Source organism: Geobacter metallireducens GS-15, from assembly GCF_000012925.1.
GTDB classification, from domain to species: domain Bacteria; phylum Desulfobacterota; class Desulfuromonadia; order Geobacterales; family Geobacteraceae; genus Geobacter; species Geobacter metallireducens.
The window spans coordinates 275,123-302,047 of record NC_007517.1 but is presented as its reverse complement, the minus strand read 5'-3'; the positions used below and the strand labels follow the sequence as shown (position 1 = coordinate 302,047).

Annotated in this window: 29 protein-coding genes; 8 read left to right on the top strand and 21 right to left on the bottom strand. The window is 64.1% G+C overall.

Annotated elements, in window-relative coordinates; genetic code table 11:
• Positions 1-85: 85 nt before the first annotated feature.
• The 6 genes from GMET_RS01365 to GMET_RS01340 form a co-directional block, all read right to left on the bottom strand.
• Positions 86-397, bottom strand: coding sequence for a hypothetical protein (locus GMET_RS01365; protein WP_004513589.1), 312 nt, complete (start codon positions 395-397; stop codon positions 86-88).
• Positions 394-1,056 carry a DUF1318 domain-containing protein gene (locus tag GMET_RS01360; RefSeq protein ID WP_004513588.1) on the bottom strand — a complete coding sequence of 221 codons (663 nt, stop codon included), beginning with the start codon at positions 1,054-1,056 and terminating at the stop codon, positions 394-396. The genes GMET_RS01365 and GMET_RS01360 overlap by 4 nt, the downstream gene beginning before the upstream one ends.
• An 87-nt stretch (positions 1,057-1,143) precedes the next feature.
• Positions 1,144-2,163 carry a low-specificity L-threonine aldolase gene (gene ltaE, locus GMET_RS01355; protein ID WP_004513587.1) on the bottom strand — a complete coding sequence of 340 codons (1,020 nt, stop codon included), beginning with the start codon at positions 2,161-2,163 and terminating at the stop codon, positions 1,144-1,146.
• 16 nt (positions 2,164-2,179) lie between these two features.
• Positions 2,180-2,662 carry a DUF3124 domain-containing protein gene (locus GMET_RS01350; RefSeq protein ID WP_004513586.1) on the bottom strand — a complete coding sequence of 161 codons (483 nt, stop codon included), beginning with the start codon at positions 2,660-2,662 and terminating at the stop codon, positions 2,180-2,182.
• A gap of 17 nt (positions 2,663-2,679) precedes the next feature.
• Complete coding sequence (msrA, locus tag GMET_RS01345) at positions 2,680-3,168, bottom strand: peptide-methionine (S)-S-oxide reductase MsrA (protein ID WP_004513585.1); 489 nt, start codon at positions 3,166-3,168, stop codon at positions 2,680-2,682.
• 33 nt (positions 3,169-3,201) lie between these two features.
• On the bottom strand, positions 3,202-4,014 hold the full coding sequence (locus GMET_RS01340) for a tRNA pseudouridine(65) synthase TruC (protein ID WP_004513584.1): 813 nt from the start codon (positions 4,012-4,014) through the stop codon (positions 3,202-3,204).
• A 123-nt stretch (positions 4,015-4,137) separates the two neighbouring features.
• On the opposite strand from GMET_RS01340, the gene GMET_RS01335 reads away from it, so the two are divergent.
• Positions 4,138-4,530 (top strand): PilZ domain-containing protein, encoded by a 393-nt coding sequence (locus GMET_RS01335; RefSeq protein ID WP_004513583.1) that lies wholly within the window; start codon positions 4,138-4,140, stop codon positions 4,528-4,530.
• Positions 4,531-4,553: 23 nt separating this feature from the next.
• Here GMET_RS01335 and GMET_RS01330 read toward each other — a convergent pair whose 3' ends face one another.
• Entirely contained in the window at positions 4,554-5,069 is a 516-nt protein-coding gene (locus tag GMET_RS01330) for an NUDIX hydrolase (protein ID WP_004513582.1), read from the bottom strand.
• Between the two features lie 192 nt (positions 5,070-5,261).
• Between GMET_RS01330 and GMET_RS01325 the strand changes: the two genes are divergently transcribed.
• Positions 5,262-6,188 (top strand): PLP-dependent cysteine synthase family protein, encoded by a 927-nt coding sequence (locus GMET_RS01325; protein WP_004513581.1) that lies wholly within the window; start codon positions 5,262-5,264, stop codon positions 6,186-6,188.
• A gap of 6 nt (positions 6,189-6,194) precedes the next feature.
• On the opposite strand, the gene GMET_RS01320 is transcribed toward GMET_RS01325, so the two are convergent.
• Together GMET_RS01320 and GMET_RS01315 are read right to left on the bottom strand one after the other, a co-directional pair.
• Positions 6,195-6,995 carry an alpha/beta fold hydrolase gene (locus tag GMET_RS01320; RefSeq protein WP_004513580.1) on the bottom strand — a complete coding sequence of 267 codons (801 nt, stop codon included), beginning with the start codon at positions 6,993-6,995 and terminating at the stop codon, positions 6,195-6,197.
• A 30-nt stretch (positions 6,996-7,025) separates the two neighbouring features.
• Positions 7,026-7,685: a YceH family protein gene (locus GMET_RS01315; protein WP_004513579.1), complete on the bottom strand. Its 660-nt coding sequence runs from the start codon at positions 7,683-7,685 to the stop codon at positions 7,026-7,028.
• Between the two features lie 200 nt (positions 7,686-7,885).
• On the opposite strand from GMET_RS01315, the gene GMET_RS01310 reads away from it, so the two are divergent.
• The 4 genes from GMET_RS01310 (at position 7,886) to GMET_RS01295 (ending at position 12,419) form a co-directional block, all read left to right on the top strand.
• Entirely contained in the window at positions 7,886-9,631 is a 1,746-nt protein-coding gene (locus tag GMET_RS01310; protein ID WP_004513578.1) for a DUF4388 domain-containing protein, read from the top strand.
• Between the two features lie 28 nt (positions 9,632-9,659).
• Entirely contained in the window at positions 9,660-10,730 is a 1,071-nt protein-coding gene (locus GMET_RS01305) for a type IV pilus twitching motility protein PilT (RefSeq protein ID WP_004513577.1), read from the top strand.
• 110 nt (positions 10,731-10,840) lie between these two features.
• Positions 10,841-11,344, top strand: coding sequence for an FKBP-type peptidyl-prolyl cis-trans isomerase (locus GMET_RS01300; protein WP_004513576.1), 504 nt, complete (start codon positions 10,841-10,843; stop codon positions 11,342-11,344).
• Positions 11,345-11,423: 79 nt separating this feature from the next.
• Positions 11,424-12,419, top strand: a complete 996-nt coding sequence (locus GMET_RS01295) for a tRNA dihydrouridine synthase (protein ID WP_011365642.1) — start codon at positions 11,424-11,426, stop codon at positions 12,417-12,419.
• Between the two features lie 504 nt (positions 12,420-12,923).
• Here the strand turns inward: GMET_RS01295 and GMET_RS01290 are convergent.
• The 3 genes from GMET_RS01290 to GMET_RS01280 form a co-directional block, all read right to left on the bottom strand.
• Positions 12,924-14,177, bottom strand: coding sequence for an MFS transporter (locus tag GMET_RS01290; RefSeq protein WP_004513574.1), 1,254 nt, complete (start codon positions 14,175-14,177; stop codon positions 12,924-12,926).
• A gap of 27 nt (positions 14,178-14,204) precedes the next feature.
• A complete protein-coding gene (locus GMET_RS01285; RefSeq protein ID WP_004513573.1) occupies positions 14,205-15,851 on the bottom strand; it encodes a fatty acid--CoA ligase in 1,647 nt (548 codons plus the stop codon).
• Positions 15,852-15,948: 97 nt separating this feature from the next.
• Entirely contained in the window at positions 15,949-16,941 is a 993-nt protein-coding gene (locus GMET_RS01280; RefSeq protein WP_004513572.1) for a DNA cytosine methyltransferase, read from the bottom strand.
• 67 nt (positions 16,942-17,008) lie between these two features.
• Here GMET_RS01280 and GMET_RS19135 point away from each other — a divergent pair, with 67 nt between their 5' ends.
• Together GMET_RS19135 and GMET_RS01275 are read left to right on the top strand one after the other, a co-directional pair.
• On the top strand, positions 17,009-17,137 hold the full coding sequence (locus tag GMET_RS19135; protein ID WP_004513571.1) for a hypothetical protein: 129 nt from the start codon (positions 17,009-17,011) through the stop codon (positions 17,135-17,137).
• Positions 17,138-17,233: 96 nt separating this feature from the next.
• On the top strand, positions 17,234-17,851 hold the full coding sequence (locus tag GMET_RS01275; RefSeq protein ID WP_004513570.1) for a trimeric intracellular cation channel family protein: 618 nt from the start codon (positions 17,234-17,236) through the stop codon (positions 17,849-17,851).
• Positions 17,852-17,885: 34 nt separating this feature from the next.
• On the opposite strand, the gene GMET_RS01270 is transcribed toward GMET_RS01275, so the two are convergent.
• From GMET_RS01270 to GMET_RS01230, 9 genes are all read right to left on the bottom strand, one after another.
• Positions 17,886-18,701, bottom strand: coding sequence for a protoheme IX farnesyltransferase (locus GMET_RS01270; protein WP_004513569.1), 816 nt, complete (start codon positions 18,699-18,701; stop codon positions 17,886-17,888).
• Positions 18,698-19,606: a cytochrome c oxidase subunit II gene (gene coxB, locus GMET_RS01265; protein WP_004513568.1), complete on the bottom strand. Its 909-nt coding sequence runs from the start codon at positions 19,604-19,606 to the stop codon at positions 18,698-18,700. Before coxB ends, GMET_RS01270 begins: the two co-directional genes overlap by 4 nt.
• 9 nt (positions 19,607-19,615) lie before the next feature.
• Positions 19,616-19,912 (bottom strand): cytochrome C oxidase subunit IV family protein, encoded by a 297-nt coding sequence (locus GMET_RS01260; RefSeq protein WP_004513567.1) that lies wholly within the window; start codon positions 19,910-19,912, stop codon positions 19,616-19,618.
• 192 nt (positions 19,913-20,104) lie between these two features.
• Positions 20,105-20,707 (bottom strand): cytochrome c oxidase subunit 3, encoded by a 603-nt coding sequence (locus GMET_RS01255; protein WP_004513566.1) that lies wholly within the window; start codon positions 20,705-20,707, stop codon positions 20,105-20,107.
• Positions 20,704-22,329, bottom strand: coding sequence for a cytochrome c oxidase subunit I (gene ctaD, locus GMET_RS01250; protein ID WP_004513565.1), 1,626 nt, complete (start codon positions 22,327-22,329; stop codon positions 20,704-20,706). Before ctaD ends, GMET_RS01255 begins: the two co-directional genes overlap by 4 nt.
• Positions 22,316-23,140: an SCO family protein gene (locus GMET_RS01245; RefSeq protein ID WP_238378961.1), complete on the bottom strand. Its 825-nt coding sequence runs from the start codon at positions 23,138-23,140 to the stop codon at positions 22,316-22,318. The genes ctaD and GMET_RS01245 overlap by 14 nt, the downstream gene beginning before the upstream one ends.
• A 220-nt stretch (positions 23,141-23,360) precedes the next feature.
• Complete coding sequence (locus tag GMET_RS01240) at positions 23,361-24,233, bottom strand: bifunctional 5,10-methylenetetrahydrofolate dehydrogenase/5,10-methenyltetrahydrofolate cyclohydrolase (protein WP_004513563.1); 873 nt, start codon at positions 24,231-24,233, stop codon at positions 23,361-23,363.
• A 115-nt stretch (positions 24,234-24,348) separates the two neighbouring features.
• Complete coding sequence (locus tag GMET_RS01235) at positions 24,349-25,335, bottom strand: serine/threonine protein kinase (protein WP_004513562.1); 987 nt, start codon at positions 25,333-25,335, stop codon at positions 24,349-24,351.
• Positions 25,336-25,413: 78 nt separating this feature from the next.
• Positions 25,414-26,922, bottom strand: a complete 1,509-nt coding sequence (locus tag GMET_RS01230; RefSeq protein ID WP_004513561.1) for a B12-binding domain-containing radical SAM protein — start codon at positions 26,920-26,922, stop codon at positions 25,414-25,416.
• Positions 26,923-26,925: the final 3 nt, after the last annotated feature.

The following is a 26,925-nucleotide window of genomic DNA, read 5'->3' as shown; positions in this document are numbered from 1 at the left end:
AGTCAATAACTTATTATTAATTAATGCTCAAAAACTCACATCAATGCAACCAACGCATCGGAATCGTTACACTAACCATTTCGTTTCAATCGTCGTTGCCGTACATCAGGCGGTCGTACATCACTTCGTAATCCCGGAGCTTGTTTTCGAGCTTCTGGAGTTCGGCCGGGGTGTACACGGCCTCACCCCTGGCAATTTCATGCTTCAGACCAGCGATCAGTTCAGTGATGGTCATCTTCCGCGGAGGGCAATCCTCGGATTCGAGGAGACAGCGGTTCTTGGCAGTAGGGGCGGAAGTGGCGGCCGGTTCTTCCTTCGTCAACCAGGGAAAGGAAGAGCACGCAGCGAGCATGAGGGAGAGGGCTCCGAACGGGATAATTAGAACGAATCGGCTCATTTCTGTACCCACTTTCCGTTTTGCAACTGGATCCACCAGCCTGGCCGGGCGGTTTCCTGTTTCGTCTGGGCATAGGTGGCGGCCGCCTTGCCGAGAACCTGTCCCATATTGGCCGGTGTGTCGGGCTTCCCCGCCTGCTTCAGGATTGCCCGAGCCATGCCGGTAATGACGGTCTTGCGGTTGGCGTTCTCCTCGTCCACCGCTCCCTTCAGGCCGGCAATCCGGGAGGGGTCGCGGACCGTGACAAGTCCCTGGTTGGTTTCTCCCACAATGCCGCCGTCACGCAACTGATCGAGGGTCGTGAGCCGTCCTCTCATCTCCTCGTAGGCCTTGACCACCTCGGGCATCCGCGAAAGCTCAACCACCAGGCCGCCGGCCGCATCCTCGGCAGCCCAGGCGGTGGCTGTCACCGCGAGGGGCCATCGCGCTCCCTCGAACCGGCTCTGGGGCTTCTCTGCCGGCGCCGGTTCAGCACCGGCCGGGGGCTGTTCCGGGACGGGCGCCTCCCCCCCCTCCTTCCCCAGGTATTTCTCGTCCAAGGTCTTGAAGGCCTTCTTGACCTCCTTCTCGGGGAAATAGACGTTGACGGTAATGAAGGCACACGAGGCGAGAATCCCCGCAACAACGGCAAGCATCCACACAAAAATTTTCATGGGCATGATCTGACTCCAGAAGGCGTTTTTCGGGGAGGCGACACGTTCAAGTAAACCATAGGAGGCAGCTTTTGCAATGGAAGGAATGAGGCGTCAGGGTCGCCTGAAAAACTCCCCGCAGGCTCCCACTACCCGATCGATGTCGGCAGAGGTCACATCCCGATGGGTGACAAGGCGGATGCGCTCCCGACCGGAGATGAGAACTCCCCTGTCGCAGAGAAAGGTTGCCAGTGCCTCGGCATGATCAGGGGGAAGCGAGAGGAACACCATGTTCGTCTGAACCGAGACGGAGTCACCATCGAGACCGCCGACGGCAGCCAGCCCCTCGGCCAGACGCCGCGCATTGGCGTGGTCCTCGGCGAGGCGCGCCACGTTCTCCGTGAGGGCCACAATTCCCGCGGCGGCCAGGACACCTGCCTGGCGCATGCCGCCGCCGAGGACCTTGCGCCAGCGTCGGGCCTCGGCCACAAACCCCCGACTCCCGCACAAAAGCGACCCCACCGGCGCGCCGAGCCCCTTGGAGAGACAGACCGACACCGATTCGAAATGATCCGTTATCTCCCGGGCTTCCACGTCGAGGGCCACGGCGGCATTGAAGAGCCGCGCCCCGTCCAGGTGGAGGGCGAGGCCACGCTCCCGGGCAAGGGTACGGGCGCGAGCCAGGTAATCGAGGGGGAGAACCCTCCCCGCCTGGGTGTTCTCCAGACAGAGGAGCCGTGTCCGGGCAAAGTGGGGATCGTTGGGCTTGATGGCCGCGGCCACTTTCACGAGGTCAAGGGTTCCGTCGGGTTCCACGTCCACGGGCTGGGGCTGGACCCCGCCGAGGACCGCGGCGCCGCCCCCCTCGAAACGGTAGCAGTGGGCCGTCTGGCCGGCGATGTACTCGTCACCCCGCCCGCAGTGGGTCATGATGGCAAGGAGGTTGGACTGGGTGCCGCTCGTCACGAAGAGGGCCGCCTCGGTGCCGAGCATCCCGGCGGCCAGGGCTTCGAGGCGGTTCACGGTGGGGTCCTCGCCATAGACGTCGTCACCCACCTCGGCTACAGCCATAGCGGCCCGCATGGCCGGGCAGGGCCTGGTGACGGTATCGCTCCGCAGGTCGATGATCTTCATCGTGGCACCTCAATCCTCATTTGGCCTGGGGCCGGATCTCCCGGGCCGGGCTCACGAAGGAGATTCCCTGGCCCGACCGGGCGCCGATCATGACGCTCTCGACAATGGGCTCATTAACCTCCCTGGCCGACTCCCATACCACGATGAAATGGGCGCCGAAACCGCCGCTCGTGTCCCGTTCCTTGAGGTAAAAACTGGTGGAACCCTGGGGAGGAATTTTCAGGGGACCAGCCAGGAAACGCTTCACGAGGCGGCCGTTGGAGTCGTGGTAATCCACCCGGCTTACGGTTATGGGGCTGGCCGGATCAAGGTTGCGAACCCCCAGAGTGGCCGCCAGATTGAAGGGGAGCGCCCGATCACCGGTGTAGACGTGGGAGTAAACCGGCACATAGAGGGTCTGCCCCTTCGCCAGCCGCACCTCGGCGCCGGCGTTTCCCACGCCGCAGACCGCCGCAGCCGCCGCGACGACCATCCCTACAAGCCATCCTCTTGCTGTCATTAATAGCTCCTTTCTCTTCACCAGTTGCAGCTTCCGCCGCCGCGCTTCTCCAGGTACTGCTGATGGTACTCCTCGGCCCACCAGAAGGCGGAGGCGGAAGCAATTTCGGTAACGATTGGCCGGGAGTAGCGGCCGGAACCCCCTTCTTTCTCCATCGAGAGCCGGGCGGCCTGCTCCTGCTCCGGGGTATGAAAAAAGATGACCGAGCGGTAGTTGGTACCGATATCCGGCCCCTGGCGGTTCAGCTGGGTTGGATCGTGGATTGTCCAGAAAATCCGGAGAAGCTCGTCATAGGAGACCCGCGCGGGATCGTAGACCACCTCCACCACCTCCGCATGCCCCGTTTCCTTGGAGCAGACCTCCTCGTAGGTGGGATGGTCCTTCCATCCCCCCATGTACCCGGCGTGAGTGGCTACCACCCCCGACACCCGCCGGAATTCGGCCTCCACGTGCCAGAAGCACCCGGCACCGAAGGTTGCCTTTTCAAGTTCTGGTGTTTCGTCCATGATGTGAACCTCCCTGTCAACACTGTATCGATACTACAACAAAGGTAGCACAGGAGAAATCCGCTGTCTCGTTTGCATCTCCTCCCCAGCCATGCTTTTTCCCTGGGGGCCGAGCCAACGGGAAGGAACGGCAGAGAGCCAGCCGAACCGGGCGAGGAGAGCTGCAAAAGCCCCCTCGACCGGGGCACAGACCGTCAGCGGCGCACCGGTTGCCGGGTGAGGAACGGTAAGCTCAACGGCGTGCAGAAGCATGCGTACCGTCAGAAGCTCTTCCCGAAAGAACCGGTTGTGGCGCCCTTCGCCGTATTTCGTATCGCCAACGATGGGGTGGAAGAGGTGCTTGAGGTGGCGGCGAAGCTGATGACGGCGACCCGTGCGCGGCGAGAGCGACACCAGCGAATAGCGACTCGTGGGATAGCGTCCAACGGCAACAGGAAGCTCCACGTCTGCCAAGCGTCGATAGCCGGTCACTGCCGACTGGGGCGCCCTCTCTCCGGCATTCCCCCGTCCCTGCTCGAAACGATCGGGCTCCTCTGCCAGGGGATGGTCAATCACCCCTTCCTCCGGCATGGTTCCCCGAACCACCGCCAGATACGTCTTGGTCACGCTCCCGGACGCGAAGGCGCCGACGAGGCCCCGGGCGAAAGCTGGATCGAGGGCGAAGAGGAGGACACCTGAGGTGGGTTTGTCGAGTCGGTGAACCGGATAGACGCGCCGCCCCAGAAGGTCACGCACTTCCTGGAGGGCAAACCGGGTCTCGTGCCGGTCTATGGGCGAGCGGTGGACGAGTAGTCCCAGCGGTTTGTGGACTGCCACGAGATGCTCGTCGCGGTAAAGGATTTCCACGGTGGCTCCTGAAGATAGCATCGTTTTTTCCGCGAAAAAAAAACCTGCAAATGAAAAGTATTTGCGTTATAGTTTAGAGGCTTATTGATTCTCAAAAATGACCGATACATGCAGGAGGAAGCCATGGGACAGTTCGAACGGCGGCGGCATCCCCGGGTCCCCTTTTCGGCACCGGCATTCCTGGAGAAGGATTCGCGGATCACTTACGGCGAGGTGCGGGACATCAGCCATCACGGCCTCTTCCTGTCCATGCGGGGAGACTGTGAACCGGGCAAAGAGGCCCTCGTCTCCATCTACTTTCTCAGTGGCACCTCCACCCTCACCATCACCATGCCGGGCCGGATCGTCCGCACCGCCTCCAACGGTATCGGCTTCGCCTCACCCCATCTGGACCCGCTCCAAATCCTCAGCTACGAATCGGTCTTTTCCTTCGGCTACGACCCTCCGCAACTCATGGAAGAATTCCTCGCCCACGCCGACACCCTTGCCCCGGGCAAGGAGGGGATCACCACGTAACCCTCCCGCTCCCCCGTCCCGACCTACGGGACGCCCTCTCCGGTCACGAGCGCAAGGAACTGCATGACCAGCCGGTAGGTGATCCCCCAGAGGGCCGGTTTCCCCTCCGCCGGAAGGATTATGGCCGGCCGCTCGAAGGTTTCGCCACCGAAGCGAACCGTGGCGTCCTTGTGGCGGTCCGGATCGCAAAGATCGGTAAGGGAGACCCAGAAAGCGTCCCTCACCTCCCCCCCCGGCGTCAAGGGGGGATTCCCGATCAAACCATAGACGAAACATGATACCCGGATTGGCAGGTGGGCCCCCGCGACGTCGGCCAGGCGCCCCAGATAATGGGCGGTGGCGAGATCGATGCCGAGTTCCTCCCGGGTCTCCCTCTCCGCGGCACCCCGGGGTCCGGCGTCACCCGGCTCGATTTTACCCCCGGGAAACCCCAGGTCGCCGGACCACGGGTCACCGTCATGGGAGGCCCGCTCTATGAAGAGTACTTCAAGCCCCTCCCTCCCCTCCCGGAGGATGAGCGCCACGGCGGCGGACGTCATCCCCGAAGAGGAAATCTCGACGGGGGGATGGGACGCGAGGCCGGCTGCAATGCCAGGGAATGTCAAGGATGGTCCGTGAAGGCGCATATATTCTTTCCCGCGGGCAATCCCCGCATTCGGGACGGTTGTAATTTCCCGTACATTCCTATAGCATAAGCGGTTATTAACCCACCAGAGCAGAGGACATCGTCCATGGAACATACCCCCTTTTCCCTGTCAGGGAGCATCGGCTCCACCCCCCTCGTGGAGATCAGAAAGCTGAACCCCAACCCGAAGGTGAGAATTCTCGCCAAGCTTGAGGGGAATAATGTGGGGGGCTCGGTCAAGGACCGCCCCGCCCTCTACATGCTTGCCAAGGCCGAGGCTGCCGGGGAACTGTCCCCTGAGAGGACGATCCTGGAGCCCACCTCGGGAAACACCGGCATCGCCATCGCCATGCTCGGCGCGGCCAAGGGGTACCGGGTGAAGCTCGTCATGCCTGCCTGCGTGAGCCTTGAGCGGCGGGCGGTGCTGGAGGCCTACGGCGCCGAACTGGTTCTCTCTCCGGCAGAGGAGGCCACTGACGGCGCCATCCGCCTGGCGCACCGGATTCTCGACGAAGAACCCGACCGCTACTACATGCCCAACCAGTATGCCAACCCCAACAACCCCCTCGCCCACTACGAGACCACCGGTCCGGAGATTTACCGCGGCACCGACGGCACCGTCGACTTTTTCGTGGCCGGGATGGGGACCGGCGGAACCCTCATGGGGGTAAGCCGCTACTTTCGGGAAACCAAGCCGTCCGTGCGCATCGTCGGCGTGGAGCCCCGGCTCGGCCACAAGGTCCAGGGGCTCAAGAACATGCAGGAAGCCATCGTCCCAGCCATCTACAACCCCGCTGCCCTCGACCTGAAGCTCACCGTCCAGGACGAGCCCGCCTTCGATACGGCGCGGGATCTGGCCGTCCGCGAGGGGCTCTTCGTGGGGATGTCCAGCGGCGCGGCCATGGCTGGCGCCATCCGGGTGGCCAAGGATGCCCCGGCCGGAAGCACCATCGTCGTCCTTCTCCCCGACAGAGGGGACCGTTACCTCAGCACGGTGCTCTTCCGGTCCGTCTGCGGCAAATGCCCCCCCTAACAGGAATCACCACGCCCCCAGCCCCTTCAGGAACCCCACCAGGGCATCGTTGAAGGCCCCAGGGTGCTCCAGATTGGCCATGTGCCCCGCCTCGGTTACGATTTCGAGCCGGCAGCCGGGGATGCCGGCGGCTATGGCCCGGGCGGTCTCCGGGGGCGCGGCCCGGTCCCCCTCGGCCCCTATGGCCAGGGACGGTATCCCGACGGTGCCCAGCAGTCCGCTGTAGTCCTTCCGCTCCCGCATGGCGAGGAGCCCCCCCGCAAGCCCCCGCGAGTCGGTCCCCACGATCCACCCCCCAACCTCCTCCACCAGTTTCGGCCGCCCGGTGAGGGACTCCTCGGCGAAGAGAAGCGGCACGAAGGCATCGGCGATGATCTGGGGGCCGAATTTCATGGTTTCCTGGGCCAACTGGAGCCGGCGGGCCTTCGCCGCTTCGTCGTCGGCCGTGGCGCGGGTAGTGATGAAGACGGCCCCCGCGAGCCTTCCGGCATGGCGCTCCACGAGGTTGAAAAGGACGTATCCCCCCATGGACATCCCTCCCACCACCGCCCGATTGATCCCCAGGTAGTCCAGGAGCCCCGCCACGTCATCGGCAAAGAGCTCCATGGAATAGGGGCCTTCAGGGGCATCACTTTCGCCGAATCCCCGCAGATCCAGGGTCACGAGCCGAAAGCCCGCGTCGGTCACCGCCTTGATCTGGGGGTGCCACATGCGGCGGCAGAGGGGAAAACCGTGGACAAGAACCACTGCCGGTCCGCTGCCATGGTCGTCGTAGGCCAGGGTGATGCCGTTGATGATTGTGTTCATGGTGTGCCTCCGTGCCTGGTTTGCCTCCCATTACTCGAACTGGGACCGGAACTCCTCCATCATCCGGCGCAGCTCGGCCACTTCGGCCCGCAGCGCCGTCACCTCCTCCTCCAGCCTCGCCACCCGCTCGTTCTCGGCCCGCACCTGAAGCCGCGCCCCCTCGGGGGGGGCCATGCTCTCCTCTCCCTCCGCCTCGGGCGCTCCCGCCAAGAGGTGCGCATAGCGCTGTTCCTTGCGCCCCGGCTGGCGGGGAAGTCGGGTGACGAGGGGCTCCTCCCGCTCCATGAGCATCCGCAGGACTTCCTCCACCGCCGCCAGGTCGGCAAAGGGGCGCATCCGCTCGGCCCGGGTCCGGAGTTCCCCAACGGTCTGGGGTCCCCGCACGAGGAGCTCCGCCAGGACCGCAAGATCCGGGGGCTCCAGGAGGAACTTCTCGGCCAGGCAGTGGCAGTATTTCATGGCCCGCACCCCCTCGGCCGACTGCCGGGCGAATCCCTTCATGCGGAGCGAGTCCAGGGCCCGGACCACGTCGGCATCCTCCAGGGCCATGACCGGATCCCGGTTCGACTTCTGGTTGCAGGCCGCCGTCAGGGCGTTGAGGGTGAGGGGATAGTACTCGGGGGTTGCCAGCTCCTTCTCGACGAGGCAACCGAGAACGCGGATTTCGCAGGAATTCAGGACGGTTTCCATGGGGGATCTCCTTTCCGGTGGAGCACCGGTCATAATCTGCCCAAACCATACAGGGTCCGGTGGTCCGGGTCAAGAAGGTCGTGGGCTCCCGACGGGAAACAAACTCCACGATTCCCGCCGGTTAGTGCTTGAATGCCGCACCTTTTTCGAGTTTAATAGAATCTTTGCCGAAACCTGCCACGAGAGGAGCGCCGCACGGGATGTCATTCACCGGAGACCTTGAACACCTTTCCATTGTTGACGTCATTCAACTGCTCCATGCGACCCGCAAGTCGGGCGCCCTGACGGTCAAGGGGCGCAAGGGTGAGAGCCAGCTCGTCTTCAGCGACGGCTACATCATCAGCTCGAACCATTACGACAACAGCCTCCGGATCGGCAACATCCTGGTGGAGGCCGGGGTCATCACCGCCGAAACCCTGGCGACGGCTTTGGAGGAGCAGCGGAACGCCGGAGCGAACCGCCGGCCCCTGGTGGCCACCCTGATCGAGGGGGGGCGGGTCCGGAAGGAGGATGCCTACCGGGGTCTGGAGGCCCTCATCGAGCTGACGGTGGTGGAGATCCTCACCTGGAAGCGGGGGACTTTCGACCTGGACGTCTCAAACGTCACGGTCTCCGACGAGTACCGCTATTTCCCCGAAAACCTCCACCAGGAAATCACTCTCCACGCCGAGAACGTCCTGATGGACGCCCTGCGGATTTTCGACGAAAAGATGCGCGACGGGCTTCTGGTGGTGGAAGAGATCACCGACGAGCCCCTGCCCCCAGAAACTTCCGCCGAGGAGGGCGGGTTCGTCATCTCCGCCGACGACCTGGGGCTGGCCGACGTGGACAAGCTGGAAAAGTCGATCCCCAAGGTCTTCGCGGGGCTGGAGGACCGCACTCCCCACCTGAAGATCCAGGAACTGGGCGCCGACCTCTCGGACAAGGAACGGGAGGAGCTCCTGGCATTCCTCGGCAGCTATTCCGGCATGGTGGAAGACCGGGAGGGGACCGTCCCGTCGGTGGTCTTTTTCAGCGCCGACGAACTCATGGCCTACTGCGTAACCACGGCCTGCCGAAAGGACGGAATCTCTGTTCTCGCCACCTCTGACGAACAGGACCTGGACCCGATCATCGACCAACTCCTGACGAAAAAGGCCCTCCCGGTCATCGTCTTCGACACCCCCGACAGCGTCGGCGTGCAGTATTCCCCCCACAAGCTGGAGGGGCTGCGGCTCCTGAAACAGAAGGCCCATCCCCAGATTGCCATGCTGCAGTTGGTCTCCCCGGGGGACTACGTCTTCACCCTCGACTCCCTCAAGGAAGGGGCCAGGGCCGTGTTCCCGCGCCCCGTGCGCGAGGAGCGGGGAGAGACCTTCCTGGAGGACACTCTCCGGTTCCTGGGAGCGCTTCCCGCCTACCTGCGGGCCATGGGGCGCGACCAGGGGAGTACGCCGGCCGCCAGGATCGCCACCAGCGTCGCTGCGCTGCGGGGGCTGGGGGAGCCCCCGGAGATCGCCCTCTCCCTGCTGCAGTCGGTGGCGGGAGAACTCGACCGGGCCCTCACCCTCATCGTCCGCGATACGGAACTGATTGCCGAGCGCTCCATCGGGATCCGCGGCGACCGGCAAGACGGCGCCAGCCCGCCGCTCCGGTTCACGATTCCCCTGGCTCAGCCGTCGCTTTTTACCAAGGTCATTGAAAAAAGAGGTGCATTTTTCGGAAAAACTGACGATGAGATAGTGCGGGGACATCTTTTCGCCGCCATCGGGGCACCGCTTAACCCCACGGTCTTTCTCCTTCCCCTCGAGAGCTTCGGCAAGACCGTCTCCCTCATTTACGGGGACTTCGGCCAAGGGGAGCCGGCCCCGGTCCCGGTGGATTTCCTGGAAATCCTGGCCGGGGAGGCAGGGATCGTGCTGGAAAACGCCGTCTACCGCCGAAAGCGTGAAAAGCCGCACCCCTGATGGAACGAGACGTTAGCGAGGTACTTTCATGGATATGAACCTTCTGAACCAGATACTGGGTATCGCCTTCGAGAAGCGGGTGTCGGATCTCCATTTCGAGGTGGACAATCCCCCCTTCTTCCGGGCCAAGGGGCAACTGCTCCGCTCCAAGCTCCCCCGGCTGACCCCCCAGGACACGGAATTCATCGCCAAAACCGTCCTGGAGCAGAACCGGCGCACTTTCCCCGACAATCTGCGGGAATTGGACGCCTCTTATTCCCTCCCCAACGGCGGCCGCTTCCGGGTCAGCATCTTCCGCCAGCGGGGGGCCATCGGCATCGTCATGCGGGTGATCCCTCCCCATGTGGGGAGCTTCGAGGAACTGAACCTGCCGCCGGTCCTAGGGGAGATCGCCAAGGCCCCCAACGGGCTCGTGCTGGTCACCGGTCCCACCGGCAACGGCAAGTCCACGACCCTTGCCTCCATGCTCCGCCACCTGAACGAGACGTGCTCCTTCAACATCATCACCATCGAGGATCCCATCGAATTCCTCTTCACCTCTGACCGGAGCTGCATCATCCAGCGGGAGGTGGGGATCGACACGGAAAACTTCAGCGCGGCGCTTCGCTCGGCGCTGCGGATGGACCCCGACGTCATCATGGTGGGGGAGATGCGGGACCTGGAGACCATCGACTCCTGCATCAAGGCGGCGGAAACGGGGCACCTGGTCTTCTCCACCCTCCACACCCAGAGCGCCGTCTCCACCATCAACCGGCTCATCGGCCACTTCCCCCCCGACGCCCAGGAGGTCCTGCGCCAGCGCCTGGCCGACATCCTGGTGGCCACGGTGTCGTTGCGGCTCATCAAGGACAAGAGCGGCGAGAACATCCTCCCGGTGGTGGAGATCATGCGGGCCACCACCACCATCCAGGCATGCATCCGCGAGGGGCGCCTCGACGAGATCGAGAAGCACATCGAGAACGGCCGTTCCCTCTACCACATGCAGACCCTGGACCAGCACCTCCTGGAGCTCTGCGAGAAGGAGATCATCACCTTCGATCAGGCCAAGCAGATCACCCGCTCCATGGACCTGGAACGGAAACTGGCCTTCACCGAATGATGGGAGAGGGATAAAGATATTTTCACTGGACTGCAGGGCGCAAGACCGCGTACGATGGCGGAATCGGCCACGGGCCGGATATATCATAAGGGTACGGAAGGACTACATTAATGAAACAGGCACAGAAGGGCGACCGGGTCAAAATAGACTTTACCGGCAAGCTTGAAGATGGAACGGTTTTCGACAGCACCCGTGAAGTGGAATGCTGCGAGAGCGATGATTGCGGCTGCGAATCAGACCACGGCTGCGATGACGACGACTGCAGCTGCGAGGCGGGCCCCATGGAGATCACCATCGGCGGAGGGGAGTTCTTCGAGCAGGTGGAGGAGGCCCTGATCGGCATGGCCCCCGGCGAGAAGAAGACCGTCACGATCCCCGCAGAGGACGCCTTCGGCGAGTACGACGAGGAAAAGGTCTTCACGGTCCCCAAGAGCGACCTCCCGGCGGACCTGGTTCCCGAGGTGGGGCTGGAGTTGGTGCTCGCCAACGACGACGAAGAGGAGATCGGGGTGGCCGTGGTTGAAGTGACCGCCGACAGCGTAACCTTCGACGCCAACCATCCCCTGGCAGGCGAAGATCTTACCTACGAATTCGAGCTGGTGGAGATCCTCTAGGATTTTCCCGAAAAATCGGCGTACGAGAACAGCAAAGGCGGCCCATGGCCGCCTTTGTCGTCTTTCCCCCTTAGCCACTATGCACGACACAACTCCATCACCCGTTACAACTCCACGCACTCCCCTCCCCTGGCCGACCGGCCACACCCCCCTGATGCTGGCCCCCATGCAGGGGCTGACGAACCGCGCCCTGCGTGCCCTGTTCATCAACTGGGTACGGCCCGATGTGGTCTTTACCGAGTTCATGCGGGTCAATCCCGGCGGAGCGCGGCAGCCGATCAGGGCGGGGGATCTGCGGGAGGTGGCCGCCGTGGAGGGGGGCGTCCCCCTGGTGGTACAGCTCATCGGTCACGACCATAAAGCCCTGGTGGCCGCTGCCCGGACGGCTCAGGAGGCCGGGGCAGTCCACATCAACCTTAATCTCGGCTGTCCCTACGGACGGATGACTTCCGGCCTCACCGGCGGAGGGATGCTGCACCGCCCCGAGGCCCTGGAAGAGCTCATCCCAGCCCTGCGGAGGGCCATTGCGGGGACATTTTCCGTCAAGGTCAGGGCAGGCTACGACGACTCCGGGCAGATAATGACCCTCCTCCCCCTGTTCGAGGAGGCGGGGGTCGACTTCCTGGTGCTCCATCCCCGGACGGTTGTGCAGGAATACACCGGCCACGCCGACCATGCCGTTACCGCCGAGGTGGTGCGGCAGACCCGGCTCCCGGTCATCGCCAACGGCGACGTCCGGAGCGCCGCCGACGGTCTGCGGGTCCTGCGGAAAACGGGGGCGACGGGACTCATGCTGGGGAGGGGAGCCATCGCCGACCCCCTGCTGTTCCAGCGGCTCAGGGGCAAGGCGCCGGCCGAACCGACCGGTGAGGAACGGGTGGCAATGCTCAAGCGTTATCTGGGGGAGTTGCTGGAGGGATACGGCGAAATCTTCTGCGGCGACACGCAGATTCTGGGGAAGATCAAGGGAGTCATGGCCACCATGGACGATCCCTTCCTGGCAAAGGGGCTCAAACAGCTCAAGAAAGCGCGGACTGTCGCGGCCTTCGCCTCCACCCTGAGAGACATCCAATGAGAAAAGGAGCAGTTTCCCGCCCCCTTTGGCACAATGTCACATTATACCGGGAAAAAATTTTTTTTACAGTCTGTGCAGGGAATTTTTCCAAAGGTATAGTTGAATCAGGTAGCGCTACCGGCAACAGAAGTGCAACAGACTGTCACCAGAAGGAGGGCCCCGTTATAGAGGTAGCTACTCCCGAACACAATCTGAGGCAGCACGTGGCCGGCTGAAGTACCGAGCCGGCATGACCCTGAAATGGGGAGAACAGAAGTTGAGACAAGAGAGGCCCGCCGAATCATTTGGCGGGCCTTTTCACGTTTACCCAGCCGGTGAGCGCCGTGGGCCATGCGAAGCGAATGTGCCCGAGCGCCAGCCGCTGTAGGCGAAATGGAGCAAAGCCGACCCATCGTGTCTGAGCCCGCAGGGCGAGTTGATGGGGCGGCGCGGAATGAGCCCTACAGCGGCGGTGCGAGCGGCACTTTGAGCGTAGCAGGGGTCACGGCGCTCACCGGCTGGGGCTTACCCCTTCTCCGAATAATCCCGCGCAAAAAAATACGCTACGATGGCAACGGCCAGACCCGCCACGGGGAAGAGGAAGGCGGCATGGTAGGCAGAGGGAGATGCGCCCGCAGCACCGCGCCCGTAGGAACCGACAATCACCCCCATGATCTGCTGGGTCATCGCCGCCCCCATGAGAACGAAGAAGTTGAGGGAGGTGAGGGCCGTCCCCACGATCCGCACGGAGAACATGGAGCGGATGATAGGGTAGATCATGACTCCGCTGGAGACGGCCAGGCCGATGGCGAAGAAGAGGAGCGCCAGGAGCGGGCGGGGAAGCGTCTCGGCCGTACCGAGAAAGCCGGACATGAGAATGAGAAGCACTATCTGCCCTGCCAGAAGGGTTTTCTTGTAGGAGCGGAAGAGCCGGCGGGCCACGGTGTCGACCACCATGCTCCCGGAGATGAACCCCAGGGAGGTGAACATGAGCATCTGGCCGGTGGCGGCCCGGGAGAGGCGCATCACCTCCATGAGGTAGGGGCCGCCCCACAGCCCCTGGAGGGCCAGGTAATTGCCGTACCAGAAGAAGGAGACCCCTCCCAGGAGCCAGAAATGGGGGTTGGAGAAGATCTCTCCCCAGGCATCCAGCATGCCGGCGGGTCTGGCGGCGTCGGCGGCGTCTCCGGGGTCCGCCACCGGCGGGCGATCCTTTACCATGCTAAAAACCAGTACCGTCACCACCGCCTGGAGGATGCCGATTACCAGGAACGAGGAGCGCCAGCCGATGGCGGCCACCGCCAGGGCCAGAGGGGCCGTGGCCGAGAGGTTTCCCAGGTTCCCGATGGCCACCATGAAGCCGGAGACCCGGCCGAATTCCTGCTTGGAAAACCAGTGGCTGAAGATGGTGAAGGTGGCCATGAGCACCGACGCGGTGCCAATGCCGATGAACACCCGGGCCGCCATGGCCATGGCGAGGGTGTCCGCCTGGGAGAAGAGGAGGCCGCCGATGGTGGTCAGCACGCCGCAGCCGCTGATGACGAGCCGGCTCCCCAGCCGGTCGATCATGGGGCCCAGGGGGAGCTGGGCCACGGCATAGACGTAGAAGAGGATCCCCGAGAGGGAGCCCAGTTGCTGGGGGGTGAGCCGCAGTTCCCGGGAGATGTCCCCTGCCACCACCGCCAGGGAGACCCGGTAGAAATAGACGAGAATATACATGAGCGCCAGCACCGAGAAGATCACCCAGCGCTGGCGGCGGATACGGCTGGTATTGCTCATTGGCTCTCCATCCCGCAGCCTTGGGGGCTACAGGTACTTTTCCCGCAGGGCGACCTTGTTGGTCTTGCCCACGCTGGTCTTGTCGATGGCCTCCACGAGGCGGACTCGGGCAAGGACCACCTGCTTGCTGACGACCCCTTTGTCGGCGTACTCCCGCACATGGTGGACCAGTTCCTTCTCCGTCACCCGGCCGGCTTCGCCGGGCTTCGCGACCACCAGGGCCAGGGGGCGCTCCCCCCATTTCTCGTCGGGCTGGCCGATGACCGCCACCTCGGCCACGGCCGGATGGTGGGCGAAGATGTCCTCCAGTTCCAGGGACGAGACCCACTCCCCCGCCACCTTGATGACATCCTTGGTCCGGTCGGTGATCCGCACGTATCCCAACCCATCCCGGACCGCCACGTCGCCGGTGTGGAGATATCCTCCGTCCCAGAGCCGCTCCGAGGCCTTGTGGTCCTTCAGGTACCCCTGGGTGAGCCAGGGGGCCCGAACCACGATCTCGCCGCTGCTCACCCCGTCCCGGGGAAGCTCCCGCAGCTCGCCCCCCGCCACCCGCAGATCCACCAGCGGCAGGGCCTGGCCGGTCTTGCAGCGGATCGTCGCCTGCTCCTCCGGGGAAAGTTCCAGCATCTCCGGCGTGAGATGGGAAAGGGAGAGGATGGGGCAGGTCTCGGACATGCCGTAGCCGGTGAAGACATCGATGCCGCGCCGCAGCGCCTCCAGGCAGAGAGTCCGGGACATGGCCGCGCCGCCGATGATCACCTTCCACCCCGAGAGATCGATACGCTCGGCATGGGGATGCTTCAGGAGCATGTGGAGGATGGTGGGGACGCAGTGGGAAAAGGTCACCTTCTCCCGCTCGATGAGCTCCAGGAGCTGGTCCGGCACGTAGCGCCCCGGATAGACCTGTTTCACCCCCAGCATGGAGGCCACGTAAGGCATCCCCCAGGCGTGAACGTGGAACATGGGGGTTATGGGCATGTAGACGTCGGTGCGGCGGAACGTGCCGTGCCCCACCGCCGTGCTCAAGGCCGTCATGACGCCGAAGGAGTGGAGGACCAGCTGGCGGTGGCTGAAGTAGACCCCCTTGGGCATGCCGGTGGTGCCGGTGGTGTAGAAGGTGGTGGCCCGGGTGTTCTCGTCGAAGTCGGGGAACTCGAATTCCGGCGCTGCTGCCGCCAGGAGCGCCTCGTACTCCCCGAGGAAGGGGATGGCGGTTTCGGGCGCCTTCGCCTCGTCGGTAAGGAGCACGTACCCTTGCACCGCGTCGAGCCGTCCCCGGATCTGCTCCAGGATCGGGAGGAATTCACTGTTCACCAGGAGGAGGTCGTCCTCCGCATGGTCGATGGTGTAGAGGATCTGCTCCGGCGAGAGTCGGACGTTGATGGTATGGAGCACCGCACCGATCATCGGCACGGCAAAGAAGAGTTCCAGGTAGCGGTGGCTGTCCCAGTCCATGACCGCCACGGTGTCGCCGGGCTTCACCCCCAGCCCGGTCAGGACGCTGGCCAGGCGCCGGACCCGCTCCCGAAGGCCGCGGTAGGTGCCGCGGTAGAGATCGCGGTAGACGATCTCCTGGTCCGGGTTGTCCACCACGGGGCAGAAGAGGAGGTTCTTGATCAGCAGCGGATAGTCGTAGGCCGAGGGGGTACGGGGAATGAGGGGGTCGGACATGGGGGCTCCTGGGGCCGGGCAGAAGGCCGAAAATAAATAACAACCTGCCGGGTTATATCATGTTTTCGGGATGGTTGGACGGATTTTCATCATCGATTCACGGCGACAATCCCAGAGAGGGGAACACCCGGAGCACCTCGCGCACCGCAGCCACCGAGAGGCTGTTGCCGATCAGGTGCCACCGCTTCCTGAGCGGGACTTCGTCGGGGAAGCGGAATCCCTCCGGAAACGCCATGAACCGCACGATCTCCTCCGGAGAAAAGTGGCGCACGCCGCTTGCGCATTGCAGGTAGGAGCCGGCGGACGTGATGGATCTCCCATACCCGGCGGTGAAGCAGGTGGCACAGGCTGAACCGTCGCCAGAGTCAAGGATGGGAAGGGCTCCGCCGAAACGGGCAACGACGTCGGGAGAAAGGAGCAGCTCAGTGGGCACCTCGCCGTCAAACCGCCGGTCGAGGTACCCGGCCAGCGGGCGGAGAGGACGAGGTTCCGGGGCTACGAGGGGTCGCATCTCGTCGCGGGAGGCGGCCAGGTAGTAGCGGGGCCGCCGCATGGGGGCTCCCAGTTCCGTGGGGCAGAGAAACCGCTCCCGCACCTGGAAGCCCCGGGAAGTAAGGACTTCGGTGAGCAGGCCGTGGCCCTCGGAGCCCACAAAGCCGGCCACGTTCTCCAGGGCCAGATGGCGGGGGAGGAGATCGTCGGGAATCCGCTCCAGCAGTTCCAGGATATGGACGAGGCTCCGGGCGCGGGGATCGGCCAGATCCCGACGCGCCCCCCGCTCGCAGTAAGGCTGGCAGGGGGGAGAGAGCCACCAGAGATCAACGCCACCGGCCGTCAGCTCCCAGGCGCTTACCCGTTCCAGGTCCACCTTCCTTGCCCCATGGCCGGGGAAGTTGAGCCGATAGGTGTCCAGGGCCGCCGGATCCTGGTCGAAGGCCCCCACGATCCGCACGTTTCCCCCCTCCACTGCGGCGGAAAACCCGCCGATCCCGCAGAAAAGCTCCAGCGTCCGCAGTGGCGCGGCTGTTTTCACCTCAGTCACTGTCGGTCCCCCATTCCCCCAACGCCCCTCTCCTTCCTTGACCTGCATCAATGCCGCCCATGCCCCCCGGTGCTACCATTCACCGAACGCACACCCACGGACCGGGAGGAACACCATGACTTCCAGCGAGATAATCGTAACCGCAATCATCTGGCTTCTGACGGCCATCGGCGGATTCTTCGCCCTGCGAGGCGCCCTCCGCCGCAGACGGGAGGCCACGCGGTCGTCAAAGCATAATGAATGAAAGCCCGGGGGAGTGCAATCCCTGAACCTCGGGCTCACAAACTTCGCATTGCGTTCCCCTTGGAGAGCAGGTAAGCTCTCGGCAAAAGGAGAACCCATGAACCTGCTCTATGCCCTCGACCTGCTCGGAACCGCCGCCTTCGCCGCCTCGGGCGCCTGGGCCGGCATCCGCCGCGATATGGACCTCTTCGGCGTGCTCATGCTCGGCCTCGTCACCGCTACGGGTGGCGGAACCCTGCGCGACCTGTTCCTGGGGGACACCCCCCCCTTCATCTTCAAGGACGAAACCTACCTCTACCTCTCCATCGCCGTTTCCCTGGCTATCTTTCTCTTCCACAAGCGCCTGGAATTCCTCCATCACCCCCTTCTCTACTTCGACGCCGTGGGGCTCGGCACCTTCGTGGTCATCGGCACGGGTAAGGCCCTGGCATTCAAAATGGGGTTTGTCGGCTCGGTGATGATGGGGGTGATGACCGCCACCGCCGGAGGGATGATCCGTGACGTCCTCTCCACCCATATTCCCCTGGTGCTGCAGAAGGAGGTGTACGCCTCGGCCTGCATCGCCGGCGCGGCTCTTCTCTTCCTGCTGGACCGGATCTCCTTTCCCCGCACCCTGTCCCTTCTCGCCGCCGCCATGACGGTCATCGTGGTGCGGCTCCTGGCCATCCGCTACAACTGGTCCCTCCCCCGGGCCGGGGGCGAGCGAAACGCATGAGCGTCGCGCAATATGATGAAGGAGCTGATGGAATTTACCGCTGGAGATAGAGAGCCAGGACCATCAGAAGCGGGAAGAGGTTAAGGCTGGAGAAGAGGGCACCCTCGGCTCGGGAGAATGCGAGGAGGACCAGGAGGAGAGGGAAAGCGCAAAAACCGGGTGCGGCACTGCCTCCGATGATGCCGAACAGCGGCAGCAGGAGCGTCCCTGCCGCGAATGCCCCGATCCAGACCCTGAAGACGGGTGAGCCGGCCGTAACGCCGGGAGCGAAGAGCGGGAGCCCCGCCCGCCGGTAGTCTTCTGCGTGGCGACACTGGAGCAACCAGAAGTGGGGGATCTGCCAGAGATAGAGAAGGCCTGCCACGAGTACAATCCGGAAATCGACGAGACTCCCGCCGGTTATGGTCCAGCCCACAAGGGGTGGAACAGCTCCGCTCACGGCTCCGGCCAGGAGGGAGCAGGAAGTGCGGCGCTTGAGGGGGGTGTAGATCCCCAGGTACCAGGCCAGGGCGCCGACACCGATGAGGGGGGGGAATATCCCCCCGGTCCCGGCAAGCACAACGAGGCCGGCGATGATGCTGATGCCGCCGATGGCCGTTGCCGCCCGAGGAGAGAGCTCTCCCGTGGGGAGGGGGCGCTGCCGGGTCCGCTCCATGAGGAGATCCAGGTCCCGTTCCATCACCTGGTTGAGGGCCGATCCCCCGGCAGCAAGAAGCGTCACCCCCGCCAGGGATGCGACGATGAGTGACATCGCCGCTCCCTCCGGGGCGAGGAGACACCCCGCCACTGCCGCGATGCCGTTCAGCAGCGCGAGACGGGGTCGAAGCAGCCGACTGGCCTCCGCAATCATTTGAGATCCTTCAGGAAATCCATAATTTCCTCGATATCCTTATCGGAGAGGGCTGAATAGGGGGGCATGACTGGCGGGTATCCCTTGACCACATCGGCCCCCGGCTCGCGGATCGAGCGTTTCACGTACTCCTCGTCCACGGTGATGGTCCGCTCGGCGCCACCGGTCATAACCGTCACGTTCCGCCCCCAGATCCCCTTGAAGCTTGGCCCCACCTTTCGCGACCCGTCCAGGGAATGGCAGCCGAGGCAGCCGTTCTTCTCCAGGAGCGCCCTCCCCCCTCCTTGGTTCTCCTCTTTCTCCGCCTTCGCGAGCCATGCCTGGAACTCCGCCTCGGGAACGGCCACCACCGTGGAAACCATACCGGAATGGCCGAGGCCGCAGTAGACGGAACAGAAAAGATCGTAGGTGCCGGGTTTGTCCGCCACGAACCAGACATGGTTCTTCATTCCCGGCACCACGTCGTGCTTGACCCGGAACGCGGGGACATAGAAGCCGTGGATCACATCCTCGGAGACGAGATGCACCAGCACCGGCTTTCCGACCGGCACATAGAGCGTCGGGCTGGTCTTGCCGTTGGCGTAGGTGAAGCTCCAGGACCACATGCGGGCCGTGGCCGTCACCTCCAGGGCGTCCTTCGGCACATTGCGGAGCGTCAGGTAGCCGGCCCAGCCGTAGTAGAACATCGCCATGACGATGATGGTGGGGAGGGCTGTCCAGATTATCTCAAGCCAGATGTTGCTTGCCGCCTGGGAAGTGGGTTCCGGGGCCCGGGAGCGGCGGTAGCGGATGACGAATCCCACCATGGTGGCGGTGATCCCCAGGAGAAGCACCAGGCTGACCCCGAAGATCCAGATGAAAACGGGGTCCACGGCTCGGGTTGTGGTGTAGAGGTTCGGGTCCACGGCAGTTCCTTATCGGTAGAGCACGTCGGAAAAGGTGAGGCCGATGAAAATCGCCAGGGTGACCAGGGCCACGAAGAGCAGCCAGCGGAGGAGCCTCCCCTCGTAGCGCATGTGCATGAAGAAGGCGATCACCAGCCCCCCCTTGGCGGCGGCAATGGCGAGGGAGCCCCACACATGGCCGATCCCCGGCGCGTTGAGGGCGACCCAGACCGTGAGCGCGGTCAGGGCCAAGAGCGCGATCCAGACCGTTGTCAGCGTTTTGTAGCCGATGACATGCGTAGTAGTGTCATGGGTATCACTCCCCATTGCTTCTCCTCGAATCCGGCCCGTTTGTTGCCCCCGTGAGCCTGCCGCACCCATTGCAATATTCCAGGGCTGCGGATTTTGCACCAGATCGTCGCACCCGCAGGAGAGACCGCGGAGGCGTAGCAGCGCTACGCCGCACAAGGGAGCGACGAGGACGGCGGCGAGATGGCGTAAAAGCCGCAGCCCCCCACACTACAGGACCAGGTAATAGAGGGGGAAGATAAAGATCCAGACCAGGTCCACCAGGTGCCAGTAGAGTGCCCCGTTCTCCAGCCACGCGAAATCCCCGGCATGGATCGTCCCCCGCCCCACCCGCGCCGCCACCACCGCCAGCAGCGTCCCGCCGATCAGGACATGGAGACCGTGGAGGCCGACGGTCAGGTAGTAGAGGCTGTAGAAGACCGATTCCCCCGGCGGTCCCGCTGCCAGCCGGGGCGAGCCGGGATAGATGCCGTGGCCGATTTCGTCGCTCCACTCCAGGTACTTGTTGAAGAGGAAAACGGCGCCGCAGAGGACCGTCCCCCCCAACAAATACAGAACCAGCCTCCGGCCGCTCCGCTGGATGGCGGTGACCGCCATGGCCGCCAGGAGGCTGCTCGTGATGAGAATCACCGTATTGGCCGTCCCGAACCCCAGATGCATCTCCCGCCCCGCGGCGGCAAACTCCCGGTGGTAGCGGGCCAGATAGACCCCGTAAAGAAGGAACAGCCCCCCGAACAGGAACAGCTCGGTAAAGAGGAAGAGCCACATGCCGAGCTTGGCGCCGGCTGGGTCTTTTCGGGTCTGATGACTCATGGGATGCCGGCTCCCCGGTAATCATAGGGGCCGTGAGTGACCACCGGCTCCTCCTCGAAATTCTCCGTGGGTGGGGGCGTCGGGATGCTCCACTCCAAGGTCGCCGCTCCCCACGGATTTTTCCCGACCCGCTCCCCGCTCCTCAGCCCCCGGACCAGGTTCACCAAGAGCAGCACGAGACCGGAGGCCAGGATCCAGCTCCCGATGGTGGAGACCAGGTTGAGGGGGGCGAATTCGGGGAGATAGTCGTAGTAGCGCCGTGGCATCCCCTCCAGCCCCAGCACGATCATGGAGAAGTAGAGGATGTTGAAACCGACGGACATGAGCGCCCAGGCGATAATCGCCGGTTTTTCGGCGTAGCGGCGGCCATAGAACTTGGGGAGCCAGTAGTGCATGGCGGCGAAGAAGGCGAATCCCGAGCCGCCGAAGATGACATAGTGGAAATGCCCCACCACGAACTGGGTGTCGTGGACATGGATGTCGGTTGCCGCCGCCCCCTGGATCAGTCCGGTCAGCCCCCCGATGGAGAAGAGGAAGATGAAGGAGAGGGAGAAGAGCATGGGTGCTTCCAGGGAGATGGACCCCTTGTAGAGGGTGGAGACCCAGTTGAAGACCTTGATGGCCGACGGGATGGCGACGACGAAGGTAAGAAAGGAGAATACCAGGACCGCCGTATCGCTCATGCCGCTGGTGAACATGTGGTGCCCCCAGACCAGGGAACCGGCCGCGGCGATGGCGAGGCTGGAAAAGGCGATCATCTTGTAGCCGAAGACCGGCTTGCGGGCAAAGACCGGGATAATCTCCGAGATCACCCCCATGGCCGGCAGGATCATGATGTAGACCGCGGGATGGGAGTAGATCCAGAAGAGGTGCTGGTACATGAGGGGATCTCCCCCTCGCCCCGGGTCGAAGAGGCCGGTTCCGAGGAGCCGTTCGGCGATGATCAGCACCAGGGTGATGCCGAGGATGGGGGTCGCCAGAATCTGCACCCAGGCGGTGGCGTAGAGGGACCAGACAAAAAGCGGCAGCCGTCCCCAGGTCATCCCCTCGGCCCGCAGGCGGTGGATGGTGGTGACGAAATTGACCCCGGTGGCGATGGACGAGAACCCCACGACGAAGACGCCGAACACCGCCAGGGAGACGTTGGTCCCGGTCCGGCCGCTGAAGGGGAGGTAGAAGGTCCAGCCGGTGTCGGGGGGGCCGCCGCCGGTGAAGAGCGACGTGAGGATGATTGCCGCGCCTGCCATGTAGAGCCACCACGAAAAGAGGTTCAGGCGGGGAAAGGCCACGTCCCGGGCGCCGATCTGGATCGGCATGATGAGGTTGCCGAAGGAGCCCTGGAATCCGGGGATGATGAAGAGAAAGACCATCACCACCCCGTGGACGGTGAAGAGGGCGTTGTAGGTCTGGGGGCCCATGATGGTCCGGCCCGGCGCCATCAGCTCGATGCGGATCAGAAGGCCGAGCACGACGCCCACGAGGAAAAAGCCGAACACCGAGAAGAAGTAGAGGAGACCGATCCGCTTGTGGTCGGTGGAAAAGATCCAGGAGGCGATGCCGCTCCTGCCGGTGTCGTTCCAGAAGCTGGCGGCGGGGGTCATGGTCTGGTCAGTGGGTTTCATGGCCACCTCGGGGAGACGCGGGGCGTTTTTTCCCGGTCAGGAACAGGAAGGCGAGAAAGGCCCCCGTGCTTATGATGACGATGGTGGCGCTCACCCGCAGCAGGTTGAAGACGTAGGTCTTCGCCTGGGGGTCGAAGGTGAAGCAGTACCCCACCACCTGGCGGATCGTCGCCCCCACCTTCCCGCTCCGGGCTTCCAGCAGCGCCAGGGAGAGGTCCTTGGGGAGAAAAGTCGTCCCGTAGAGGTACCGGACGATAGTCCCGTCCCGGGCGACAATAATACTCGCCACCGGGTGGATGAAATCCCTCCCCCGGCGCTCGAACCGGAAGCCGGCCGCATCGGTCAGCCGACGGATGTTCTTCGCATCCCCGGTCAGGAACCGCCACCCGTTCTCCGGGAAGGGGGCGTTCATGGATGCCAGATACGTCCGCTTGTACTTGGTGGCCAGCTCCGGCGTCTCGGTTTCATCGAAACTGACCGAGATTACCCGGTACTCCTCCCCCGGCCTCTGCCTGACATCCTTCAGGACGCTGGCGAGCCCCCCCTGGAGGAAATTGCAGACGTTGGTGCAACTGTAGTAGACGGGAAGGATGATGGTGGGGACGGTCACCAGAGCCGCCAGACGGACCGGCGCGCCGGTCTCGTCCCGAAACGTGAGGTCGAGGGGGATTTTCTCTCCCAGTCGTTCGGTGAGGCCGAACTTTGCCGCGTCACCCGCTCCGGCATCCGTGCCAAAGGGGCCGTGCTTGTGGAGATCCTCCTCCGTGTGGGCCGTTGCAGGAGCGGGGAGAAGTGCGAACGCCACCAGCATTATAGAGAGGAAGCATCGAAAGGCGGTCCATCGTGGACCGTGTAACCATGCCATGGGCCACCACCCTGTGACCGAGATCGTGTGTCCCTATACCTTACCGTTCTTCGCCCGGTTCGCAACCTTGCCCGGCAACAGTCGCCGCACAAAAATGAAAACGGCGGCCAGGGGCCGCCGTTCACGGGGGATGTCACGTTAGGGTTCCGGCGGGCGCCGGATATCCTCAGACCAGGTCGAAATTGTTCTGGTAGGCCATGAGGGTGTTGATCATGAGGGCGGCCACCGTCATGCGCCCCACGCCGCCGGGGACCGGGGTGATCCAGGAGCACTTCTTCTTCACGTTCTCGAAGTCCACGTCCCCCACAATCTTGCCGTCCTCCAGCCGGTTGATCCCCACGTCGATGACAACCACCCCCTCCTTCACCATGTCCTCGGTGACGAAGCCGGGGATGCCGACGGCCACGATGACGATGTCGGCCCGGCGCGTTTCGTCCAACAGGAGCTCCCGGGGGGTCTCGATGTGGGTCAGGGTCACGGTGGCGTTGCCGATGTCGAAGTCGTTGGAGAGCATGATGGAGATGGGCTTTCCCACGATGTTGGAGCGGCCGATGACCACGCAGTGCTTCCCCCAGACCGGGATCTCGTAGAACTGCAGCAGCTTGCAGATGCCGTAGGCGGTGGCGGGGCGGAACGCCTTCTGCCCCAGGGTCATGCGGCCGAAGTTCGTGGGGTGGAACCCGTCGATGTCCTTCTCGGGGGCAATGGCGTTGATGATGTGCTGCTGGTTGATGTGCCGGGGGAGGGGGAGCTGCACGATGAGGCCGTCGGTGGTGGGGTCGGCGTTGATCCCGCGGATCTTCTCCAGAAGCTCCGCCTCGGTGATGGTGTCCGGGAAGCGCAGGAGCGTCCCCTCGAACCCGGCATTCCCGCACGACTTGATCTTGGACTTCACGTAGGACTCGCTCGGTGCGTGCTCCCCCACGAGAATGACCGTCATGTGGGGCTTCCGGAGGCCCGACTCTTCATACCCTGCCACTTTCCTGGCGATGTCGGCAACCAGGCTCTCGGCACACTTCTTCCCGTCCAGTAATTTCATGGCAACTCATGCTCCTTTATCTATTTTCCGCATACAAATCGGGAGGTTCAAGGCTCATCTCTTTTGTAACACAGAATCAGGGATGTCACAACCGGCGACACCCCAAAGGGATGGTTCAGGGAAGCTCCAGGGGGGGCTCCGTCAGGGCCGCAACCTGCTCCCGCAGCTCGATGATCTGGTCGTTCCAGTAGCGGGGGGTGTTGAACCAGGGGAAGGTGGCGGGAAAGATGGGGTCTTCCCAGCGGCGGGCGAGCCAGGCGCTGTAGTGGAGAACCCGCAGGGCCCGCAGGGGCTCGATGAGCCTGAGTTCCCGGGAGTCGAACTCGTTGAACTCCGTGTACCCCTCCAGCAGAGAATCCAGTTGGGCGAGCTTTCGAGGGCGGTCGCCGGAGAGCATCATCCAGAGGTCCTGCACGGCCGGCGCCATGCGGGCGTCGTCGAAGTCCACGAAGTGAGGGGCGTCGCCGCGCCAGAGGATGTTCCCGGCGTGGCAGTCGCCGTGGGTCCGCAGGTACCGGACCGCCCCCATCTCGGCGAAGGTGGCGTCGACCGTCTCCAGGAGCATGCCGGTCACGGCCGCGTAGCTCTCCCGCAGGTCGGGGGGAATGAAGCGGTCCCGGATCAGGGCCACGCTTTCGCGGCCGAAGCTCTGGCTGTCCAGGGTGGGACGGTGGGCGAAGGGAGTAACGGCGCCGATGCGGTGCATCCGCCCCAGCATCCGCCCGAGGACCAGGAGGTTGTCCAGGTTGTCGAACTCCGGCGCCCGTCCCCCCTGGCGGGGATAGAGGGCGAAGCGGAACCCGCCGTGGTGGAAGAGTGTGTGGCCGGCGGCGTTGCGCCAGGGGGCCACCACGGGAAGCTCGTGGCCCGCCAGTTCGGCGCAGAACTCGTGCTCCTCCACGATCTGCTCGTCGGTCCAGCGACCGGGGCGGTAGAACTTGGCCACGAGGGGTTCCCCCTCCTCGATCCCCACCTGATAGACCCGGTTCTCGTAGCTGTTCAGGGCCAGGGTGCGGCAATCGCAGGCGAACCCCTGGCTCTCCACGGCATCCATGATGAAGGCGGGGGTAAGGGTGCTGAAGGGGTGGGTGCGGTGGGGCATGGGGCTGTCACTTCCTGAACATGGCGATTAATGGAACCACCGGCACCATACCACCAATCGCCCACGCAACCAAGGGATTCACCCGCCTGCGAAAAACGGCGCGTGGTTTGAGGTGAAAAGAGGCGGATCCCGGCGGAGAATTTCCGCCACGGCGGGGTGGCGGGTGAACTCCCGGTCCAGGAAACGTCGCACCTCCCTGCGGCCCCACCCCCGGGGGTGGCGGAACCCGGTGTAGAGGGGAAGGTCTCCCCCGTAGAAGGGCTCGGTCCCGTGGTCGATGGCCTCATCTCCAAACGCCGGCATATTGAAGACCGCCAGGTTGAGAAAGGTTATGGCCTCCCGGTGGCGAACCACAAAATCCAGGGTTCGCCGGGCGTCCTCCTCCGCCTCGGCCGGCGTGCCGAAGAGGAGGTAGCCGTAAACGGCGATTCCCGCAAGCCGCAGGTTCTCCAGCACCCGCCCTGCCGTCCCCAGATCGATCCCCTTGTGGAGCCGGTCCAGAACCCCCTGGTCCCCCGACTCCAGCCCCAACTTGAGCATGACGCACCCCGAACGCCTGAGTGCCCGGCAGAAATCGTAATCAGCCAGGGTGTCGTCAATCCGTGCAAAGCCGTACCACGGCGCGCCGGGCGGGGTGTTCGCAAGGCTGCGTAACAGTGAGGGGCTGACCGCGTTGTCCAACAGATGGATGAGGGCCGGCCGGTACCGGTCGGCAAGAGTCCGCAGCTCGTCGAGGGCCTGGGAGGCCGGGATGGGACGGTACGGGTTCCCCTCGGCCCGCTCGGGACAAAAGGAGCAGCGGTTCCACCAGCAGCCGCTGGCGGCGCTGTAGGGGAGGACGAGGCCAGGGGAGAGGTAGCCGGCAAGGGGGAGGAGGTCGTAGGCCGGCAGTGGCGGCTGCCGGCATTCCGGACGGGCGCCGAGGAGGGCCAGGAGGGGCTCTTCCCCCGGCCCGGCGATCATGTGGTCCACGAGACCGCCGAAGGGGTTGCGCCAGGCGGGGCGCCGCAGCCACGAGGTCACGAGCCCGCCGCCGAGCACCACCGTGAGATCCGGAAACCGCTGCCGGATAAAGCCGATGAGGGCAAAGGTGGTGACCGCCTGGCTCAGGTAGTTGAGAGAGATACCTACGACCCGGATGTCGTCCAGCAACTCCGGGAGGCGCCTGCTGAACCAGGGGAAGAAGGGATTGCGCTCCGGCTCCGCCGCTGCCCTGAGGAGACCGGCGCTGGAGACCGGCGAAAAGTCGGCCTGCTCATAGTCCGCGAGCCCCACCGTGGCCCCATTCTCTTTCCCTGCCACGGCCAGGAGGCGGTTCAGGTCCATAACCGCCCGTACGTAACGGTCGGGGGAACGGTAGGTTTGCCGCTCCCGCAGCGCGGCCAAGTGGCCTCCCCTCCCCTTCACAGCCCGACGGGTCCAGGTGTCGGTCCCTGGCTCGGGCTGCTCCATGAGCCAGAGGAGCCCCTCCAAGTTGGCATCGAGCACGCGGCACGGGAGGCCATTGACGCGAAGCGCCCCGGCAAGGCGGGCAATGCCGGCGGGGGGCTCGCCGGGTTTGGCAACAGGGGGATGGATGAGGAGCATGGC

Coding starts and splice junctions, on each gene's coding strand:
- GMET_RS01275 (WP_004513570.1), top strand. CDS start 17,234: ATGAACCTGCTCTATGCCCTCGACCTGCTCGGAACCGCCGCCTTCGCC.
- GMET_RS01310 (WP_004513578.1), top strand. CDS start 7,886: ATGTCATTCACCGGAGACCTTGAACACCTTTCCATTGTTGACGTCATT.
- GMET_RS01260 (WP_004513567.1), bottom strand. CDS start 19,912: ATGGGGAGTGATACCCATGACACTACTACGCATGTCATCGGCTACAAA.
- ctaD (WP_004513565.1), bottom strand. CDS start 22,329: ATGAAACCCACTGACCAGACCATGACCCCCGCCGCCAGCTTCTGGAAC.
- GMET_RS01360 (WP_004513588.1), bottom strand. CDS start 1,056: ATGCCCATGAAAATTTTTGTGTGGATGCTTGCCGTTGTTGCGGGGATT.
- msrA (WP_004513585.1), bottom strand. CDS start 3,168: ATGGACGAAACACCAGAACTTGAAAAGGCAACCTTCGGTGCCGGGTGC.
- GMET_RS01315 (WP_004513579.1), bottom strand. CDS start 7,685: ATGGAAACCGTCCTGAATTCCTGCGAAATCCGCGTTCTCGGTTGCCTC.
- GMET_RS01335 (WP_004513583.1), top strand. CDS start 4,138: ATGGGACAGTTCGAACGGCGGCGGCATCCCCGGGTCCCCTTTTCGGCA.
- GMET_RS01320 (WP_004513580.1), bottom strand. CDS start 6,995: ATGAACACAATCATCAACGGCATCACCCTGGCCTACGACGACCATGGC.
- GMET_RS01300 (WP_004513576.1), top strand. CDS start 10,841: ATGAAACAGGCACAGAAGGGCGACCGGGTCAAAATAGACTTTACCGGC.
- GMET_RS01325 (WP_004513581.1), top strand. CDS start 5,262: ATGGAACATACCCCCTTTTCCCTGTCAGGGAGCATCGGCTCCACCCCC.
- GMET_RS01285 (WP_004513573.1), bottom strand. CDS start 15,851: ATGTCCGACCCCCTCATTCCCCGTACCCCCTCGGCCTACGACTATCCG.
- ltaE (WP_004513587.1), bottom strand. CDS start 2,163: ATGAAGATCATCGACCTGCGGAGCGATACCGTCACCAGGCCCTGCCCG.
- GMET_RS01290 (WP_004513574.1), bottom strand. CDS start 14,177: ATGAGCAATACCAGCCGTATCCGCCGCCAGCGCTGGGTGATCTTCTCG.
- GMET_RS01245 (WP_238378961.1), bottom strand. CDS start 23,140: ATGCTGGTGGCGTTCGCACTTCTCCCCGCTCCTGCAACGGCCCACACG.
- GMET_RS19135 (WP_004513571.1), top strand. CDS start 17,009: ATGACTTCCAGCGAGATAATCGTAACCGCAATCATCTGGCTTCTGACG.
- GMET_RS01235 (WP_004513562.1), bottom strand. CDS start 25,335: ATGCCCCACCGCACCCACCCCTTCAGCACCCTTACCCCCGCCTTCATC.
- GMET_RS01295 (WP_011365642.1), top strand. CDS start 11,424: ATGCACGACACAACTCCATCACCCGTTACAACTCCACGCACTCCCCTC.
- GMET_RS01365 (WP_004513589.1), bottom strand. CDS start 397: ATGAGCCGATTCGTTCTAATTATCCCGTTCGGAGCCCTCTCCCTCATG.
- GMET_RS01305 (WP_004513577.1), top strand. CDS start 9,660: ATGGATATGAACCTTCTGAACCAGATACTGGGTATCGCCTTCGAGAAG.
- GMET_RS01230 (WP_004513561.1), bottom strand. CDS start 26,922: ATGCTCCTCATCCATCCCCCTGTTGCCAAACCCGGCGAGCCCCCCGCC.
- GMET_RS01270 (WP_004513569.1), bottom strand. CDS start 18,701: ATGATTGCGGAGGCCAGTCGGCTGCTTCGACCCCGTCTCGCGCTGCTG.
- GMET_RS01255 (WP_004513566.1), bottom strand. CDS start 20,707: ATGAGTCATCAGACCCGAAAAGACCCAGCCGGCGCCAAGCTCGGCATG.
- GMET_RS01330 (WP_004513582.1), bottom strand. CDS start 5,069: ATGACGTCCGCCGCCGTGGCGCTCATCCTCCGGGAGGGGAGGGAGGGG.
- GMET_RS01350 (WP_004513586.1), bottom strand. CDS start 2,662: ATGACAGCAAGAGGATGGCTTGTAGGGATGGTCGTCGCGGCGGCTGCG.
- GMET_RS01240 (WP_004513563.1), bottom strand. CDS start 24,233: ATGAAATTACTGGACGGGAAGAAGTGTGCCGAGAGCCTGGTTGCCGAC.
- GMET_RS01280 (WP_004513572.1), bottom strand. CDS start 16,941: ATGCAGGTCAAGGAAGGAGAGGGGCGTTGGGGGAATGGGGGACCGACA.